This window comes from Prevotella melaninogenica ATCC 25845 (assembly GCF_000144405.1).
In the GTDB taxonomy this organism is placed as follows: domain Bacteria; phylum Bacteroidota; class Bacteroidia; order Bacteroidales; family Bacteroidaceae; genus Prevotella; species Prevotella melaninogenica.
The window spans coordinates 950,962-957,500 of the sequence record NC_014371.1; the positions used below are offsets into that span (position 1 = coordinate 950,962).

General features: G+C 42.8%; 5 protein-coding genes (1 of these 5 running past the window's edge). All 5 read left to right on the forward strand.

Going from position 1 to position 6,539, the window contains the following annotated elements; genetic code table 11:
• Positions 1 to 172: 172 nt before the first annotated feature.
• Complete coding sequence (locus HMPREF0659_RS10755; RefSeq protein ID WP_044046107.1) at positions 173 to 2,752, forward strand: porin family protein; 2,580 nt, start codon at positions 173 to 175, stop codon at positions 2,750 to 2,752.
• Positions 2,753 to 2,773: 21 nt separating this feature from the next.
• Positions 2,774 to 4,009 carry a DUF5689 domain-containing protein gene (locus HMPREF0659_RS10760; protein ID WP_013265635.1) on the forward strand — a complete coding sequence of 412 codons (1,236 nt, stop codon included), beginning with the start codon at positions 2,774 to 2,776 and terminating at the stop codon, positions 4,007 to 4,009.
• A 23-nt stretch (positions 4,010 to 4,032) separates the two neighbouring features.
• Positions 4,033 to 5,379, forward strand: a complete 1,347-nt coding sequence (locus tag HMPREF0659_RS10765) for a choice-of-anchor J domain-containing protein (protein WP_044046108.1) — start codon at positions 4,033 to 4,035, stop codon at positions 5,377 to 5,379.
• A gap of 325 nt (positions 5,380 to 5,704) precedes the next feature.
• Positions 5,705 to 5,956, forward strand: a complete 252-nt coding sequence (locus HMPREF0659_RS10770) for a type B 50S ribosomal protein L31 (RefSeq protein WP_004361523.1) — start codon at positions 5,705 to 5,707, stop codon at positions 5,954 to 5,956.
• A 247-nt stretch (positions 5,957 to 6,203) separates the two neighbouring features.
• Positions 6,204 to 6,539, forward strand: the 5' portion of a protein-coding gene (locus HMPREF0659_RS10775; protein WP_013265920.1) for a DNA/RNA non-specific endonuclease. Its footprint extends 594 nt past the window's final position; only the first 336 of its 930 coding nucleotides appear in the window; its start codon is at positions 6,204 to 6,206; its stop codon lies off the right edge, out of view.

Genomic DNA, 6,539 nt, shown 5'->3' on the forward strand with positions numbered 1-6,539 from the left:
ACAAAGCCTATAACTGAATCCTGGACACAGTCACGTTTAGTTTGCAAATATCGGTAAATAATCCGACATTTACGCATAATTCTCGAAAAATTCATCAAAAAGACTTTCTATTTCCAAATTTATTTCGTTACTTTGCAGTCTATAGTATAACACCTATTTAATGTAATCAACTATGCAGAAAAAGCTGAAACTTGCCGTTTTAGCACTATGCAGTTCGTCTATTGTGGTCGCACAGAATACCGATACAAAGACGAACCAACAGGCGCAAACGGCCAACGCTATGGATGAATCGGCGTTCACCTTCACTGAAGCGCAGTTAGGTGAGAACAATGACATGAACGAAAATGTAACGATTCTCAACTCAAACAGTAACGTCTATGCTTCACAAGTGGGTTTCTTGTATTCGCCCATGCGGTTCCGTTACCGTGCTCTGAACCAGAAATATAACGATGTTTATATCAATGGTGCACCTATGAACGATATGGAAAGCGGACAGTTCCGCTACTCTATGGTAGGTGGTATAAACCAGCAGACACGTAACGTTGACTATGCACTTCCTTTTGAGAACAATAACTTCTCAATGACAGCTTTGGCTGGAAGTAACAACTACGACTTCCGTGCTGGTTCAATGGCTGGCGGACATCGTCTCACGCTTTCTGCTGCTAACCGTAACTATACCCTCCGTGGTATGTACAACTATGCAAGTGGATTCAACGCTAAGGGCTGGGCTATTGCTGCCAGCGTTGCTTATCGTTGGGCTAACCGTGGTTACGTTGAGGGTACTTTCTATAACTCATTGTCTTACTACTTCGGTGTTCAGAAGAAGTGGAACAATGGTCATTCTTTAGCTTTGTCTACATGGGGTAACCCAACTGAGCGTTCTACACAGGGCGCAAGTACTGACGAGGCTTACTGGCTTGCTAACGACTATCAGTACAACCCATATTGGGGTTATCAGAATGGTCACAAGCGCAATAGCCGTGTTGTAAACGACTTCGCTCCTTCTGCTATCCTCACTTGGGATTGGGATATCAATAAAAAGATGAAGTTGACAACAAGTCTTTTTGCTCAGTATTCTATGTATAAGAGCACTAAGCTGAACTATAACAACAGCGAAAACCCACAGCCTGACTACTGGAAGAACCTTCCAAGTAGCTACTATGACGTGTGGGATCAGAGCAATGCACGCTATCGTACAGCACAGACTTTCTCTGATTGGCAGACAGCTGTCAACTGGTGGGGCAATAAGGAGAACCGCCAGATTCAGTGGGATCGACTTTACTATGCTAACCGCCAGGCTGCAGCCAACGGCGAGGATGCACTTTACTACGTGCAGGCTAAGCACAACGATGCAATGACAACTGCACTTTCTTCTACTCTTACTAACCATCTTGGTAAGAACAAGGTGTTTAATGCTGGGCTTTCACTCGGTCAGACTTTAGCTCGTCACTATCAGACAATGGAGGATCTCTTGGGTGCAAAGAGTTTCCATAATATCAATACTTATGCCCTCGGAACCTACGCTGCAGCTGACCCACGTGTTCAGTATGACCTTAACACAACCGGTACTTTGGGTTTAGGTAAGCTCGTGTATGAGGGTGATACATTCGGTTACGACTATAATATCAACGTACGCCGTGCTAAACTTTGGGCTAATTATGCACAAACTATCGGCAAACTTCACTATATGGTAGCTGGTAGAGTTGGGTATGACAACATGTATCGCGTAGGTAACATGCGCAATGGTATGTTTGCTGACAACTCTGCTGGTAAGAGCAAGGATGCTAACTTCCTTACAGGTGGTGTAAAGTCTAATGCTACCGTTACGCTTGGTGGTGGCAATGCACTCTCTCTCGGTTTGGGCTATGAGCATCGTGCACCAAGTGCAAACACTGCTTTCTCAGCACCAGAGATGAACAATGACTTCGTTCTCAACCTCCACAATGAGCGTATCTTCTCAAGCGAACTTAGCTATCAGTACTCTGGTAGTTGGCTCCGTGCTAACCTCAGTGGCTACTACAACCACATGACAAACGTGACCGAGTGGCAGAACTTCTACTTTGATGATGCTAACTCTTTCACATACGTTAGTATGACAAACATGAAGAAGAATTACTATGGTATTGAGTTGGGTCTTGACTTTAAGCTCACAAGCTTCCTTAACTTCAAGGCTCTCGGTACTTGGAGCGAGGCTAAGAATGCTAACAATGCTGATGTTATCTACTTGATCTCTACTAAGAGCACTTATAACAAGGATGTTGTTTACAATAAGGGGATGCGCGAGGCAAGTACTCCGCTGAGTGTTTACAGCGCAATCCTCAGCTACCACAAGGGTGGTTGGTTCATTGACCTGAGCGGTAACTACTATGATCGTATCTACCTCTCTTACGCACCAGGCCTCCGTAATGGCAACACACTCCGCACAATGGGTACTGCGCTTGGCGGTATGGATGCTAATGGCAACTATACTCCTTACGCACAAACTGAGGGACATGGTGGCTTTATGCTCGATGCTTCTATCGGTAAGAGTCTTTATCTCCGCCATGGAAGTTTGTCTATCAACTTGATGATTACCAACTTACTGAACAACCAGAAGATTGTAAGTGGTGGTTATGAACAGGGCCGCAGCAACTACACTGTCAACAAGACTACTGGAGCTGCTACAACACGTGCTTACGACTTCTACCGCAATCCTAAGAAGTATTACGTGAATGGTATCAATGGTATGTTGAACGTAGCTTACAAATTCTAAAACTAAATACAGGAAACGATTATGAAGAAACTGAAATATTTAATGATGGCAGCTGTCTGCGTGCTCTTTGCATCTTGTATGGGCGATAGCTATGCAGAGCCAGCTGAAACAGGTTCTGCACCATACGGCAACAATGAACTGACCGAAACAAATGTCATTTCTATTGCTCAGCTGAAGAGTAAGTTTGCTAACTATATTGCGACGGATTACCGTGATGGCGTCAGCTACGCTAAGGTTACAGACGATATCAAGATAAAGGCTATCGTTACAAGTTCTGACGTTGCTGGTAACATCTATCAGGAGTTAGCTTTACAGGACGCAACAGGTGCTATTATCGTTAGTGTTGCTCAGGGTGGTTTGCATGGTGCACTACCTATCGGTACGGAGGTCTTGGTAAGTCTGAAGGACCTTTACGTAGGCAACTATGGCAAGCAGGCACAGATTGGTGTTCCTTCTGTGAATGCTGCTGGTGCAACAACCATTGGTCGTATCAGCCGTACTGTTTGGGATCAGCACTATAAGATTCTCTCTTCTGGTAATAAGGTTGAACCTACTGAGTTTGCTTCTGGTACCAACGCAACAACTTGGGACCTCGATACTGATGGCGGCAAGTTGGGTATTATCCGTAACGTAAGTTTCAAGAGCAGCAACAGTAGTAAGGTTACTGATACTTTCGCTGATGCTAATGGCGGTGCGGGTAGCGTTAGCTGGACCCTAAACGAGCAGGACGGCAGAAAGGTTATCGTTTACAATAGCAACTTTGCTAAATTCGCTAATAGCAAGGTTCCAACTGGTAAGGTTGACATCGTTGGTATCTTCAAACGTTTCAACAACCAGTGGGAAATTATCATCCGCTCACTTGATGACATCAAGCCTGCTGAGAAGGTTGACCCATTCAAGGGACTCCCTGGCAAGGGTGATGGTACACAGGCTAACCCATTGGATATCACACGTGCTTTGGCTTATGCAAAGTTGAACAAGAAGGATGCTAACACTTACTATATCAAGGGTATCATCTCACAGATAGATGAGGTTTCAACTCAGTATGGTAATGCTCGTTACTACCTGTCTAATGATGGGACAACAACTGACCAGTTGCAGGTGTTCCGTGGCTTGTACTTGAATGGTAATAAGTTCACTGACCCTTCACAGATTAGTGTAGGAAAGAAGGTTCTTATCCTTGGAACTTTGGATTTTTACGAGGCAACATCAAACCCACAGGTTGGTCGTAACAGTAAGATTATCTCAATTAATTAACAAGACAAATAACTATACAGAATATGAAAAAGATTATTTATTCAATGATGGCGCTGGCTATGACTACAACTGTCTTCACAAGTTGTGAGGATGTTCCAGCTCCATACAGTGTTACATTTGAAGAGAACAACAATAACAACACAAACACACCTACCACTCCTACTGTTGGAACTGGTACAGAGGCTGCCCCATTCAACGTTGCTGCAGCGTTGAAGTATATTGATGCTGGTCAGAACCTTGATAAGGAGGTATATGTTTCTGGTACAATCGTTAGTGTCAAGGAGATTGATGCTGCCAACTATGGTAATGCTACCTATCTTATCTCTGACGATGGAACAACCAACGGACAGTTGACTGTATATCGCGGCTATGCACTTGGTAATAAGAAGTTCACTGCAAGCGATAAACTTAACGCTGGCGATAAGGTTGTTGTATATGGTAAACTTGTAAACTTCAAGGGTACGAAGGAGTTCACACAGGGCAACTATATCTACTCTCTCAATGGTAATAAGGCTGCTCAGCCAACACCAACAGCTGACTTGAATACAGAGACTACTGCATGGACTGTTACTGAAGCTGTACAAAAGATTCAGGCTAACCAGACTGCTACGGGCGAGGCTTATGTAAAGGGTGTTATCTCTGAGGTCGTTTCTTATAACGAGAACTATAAGAGTATCACTTACTATATCTCTGATAACGGTACAGACAAGACGCTCCAGGTATTCTCTGGTAAGGGTCTCAATGGTGCCGACTTCGCTGCTAAGACTGATCTTCAAGCTGGTCAGACGGTAGTTGTTAAGGGTAACTTGAAGGCTTTCACCAATAAGCAGGGCAAGGTTATCATGGAGATTGACAAGAACAATAAGATTATCTCTATCAGCGGTGCTTCTACTCCTCAGCCTGCTGCTACTGGTCTTACCGCTAAGTTTGAGACTGGTATGGATAACTTTACTATCAATAACATTACACTCCCAGCAGACCTTTCTTTCGTATGGAAGCATGATGCAAGTAAAAAATATATGAAGGCATCATCATATAAGAATAATACCAATTATGCAGCACAAAGTCGCTTAGAGTCACCAGCGTTTAGTCTTGTTGGAAAGACATCAGCAACCTTAACTTTCCAAGTTGCAGCAAACTTCTTCACAACAGCAGCTGACAACTTCAAGGTTCAAGTATCAACTGACGGAACAACTTGGCATGATGTCCCTGTTTCTACATATCCTGCTAAAGATTGGAAGTTTGTTACTTCAACATGTAATCTTTCTGCTTATGCTGGTCAAAGCAATGTCCGCATAGGTTTCCTCTACACTTGTGATGGAACATCAGCAGCTGGTACATGGGAAATCAAGAACGTAGAAGTTAAGTAAAGTTCCCTTATCTTATCTACGTGCAAAAGCCCCGCACCAATGGTGCGCATGGTAAACACCAATGGTGCGGAGGCTCATGACACACGGAGTTACTAAGTATAAGGAAACTTTGGGGTTACGAAATGACCTAAAGGGAAGCAAAAGTTTATAACGTAGATATTTTTAGTTGTATCACTCGAAATGACGAATGAGCCTAAAAAACAGCTTAAAATATTTGGCTACCTACAGAATTATTCGTAATTTTGCACCCTGTAAAGTGTCTAAACCCTTTTTGATAAAGGAAAGACTACAACAAGTATATTATTAACAATTAGATAACAATAAAATGAAACAAGGTATTCATCCAGAAAACTATCGCCCCGTCGTATTTAAGGATATGTCCAACGGCGATATGTTCCTTACAAAGTCTACATGCAAAACTTCAGAGACAGTAGAATTTGAAGGCGAAACTTACCCAGTGGTAAAAGTCGAAATCTCAAGCACCTCTCACCCATTCTACACTGGTAAGAGTAAGCTTGTCGATACAGCAGGTCGCGTTGACCGCTTCATGAGCCGTTACGGTAAGTTGAAGAAGTAATCGATAATACCCTTCGACATTATTACATACAAAGTGCGGACAAACGTAGTTGCATATACGTTTGCTCGCACTTTTGCTTTCAACAGAACAGAAACGAATACTGCTCTGTTTACAGATTGTATAAGATAAAGGATAAGGCTTCATAGGAAGCTAAAGATTGGGGATAACGCAGAGAATAGACGTCTACTCATAACCCGTCTGTTTCAAACAAGCTAAAACTTCATAGTCAACCATCCAAAGACAAAAAATGAATAAGATAATACGATACACAACTGTGTGGGGCTTAACACTCCTTACAGTTAGCACAATCACATCATGTAGCAAGGACGATGATAATTCTAATAAATCAGGAATTGCAGAAACTATAACCAATAACACAAACTCAAATCTCAAAGATTTGCGTACAGCAACGCACCGCCTGGAATTTCCTAAGCTAAAGGGTGGGCATAGTACTGTCCTCACTCATAAACTAAGCAATGGTGAGATTAATTACAGCGTTGAATGGGACATTGAAAAGATGTCCAATCGTTGGACCTGCTATCAGATTTACGCAAGCAATGCTCAACAAACTGTAAAGAGAAAA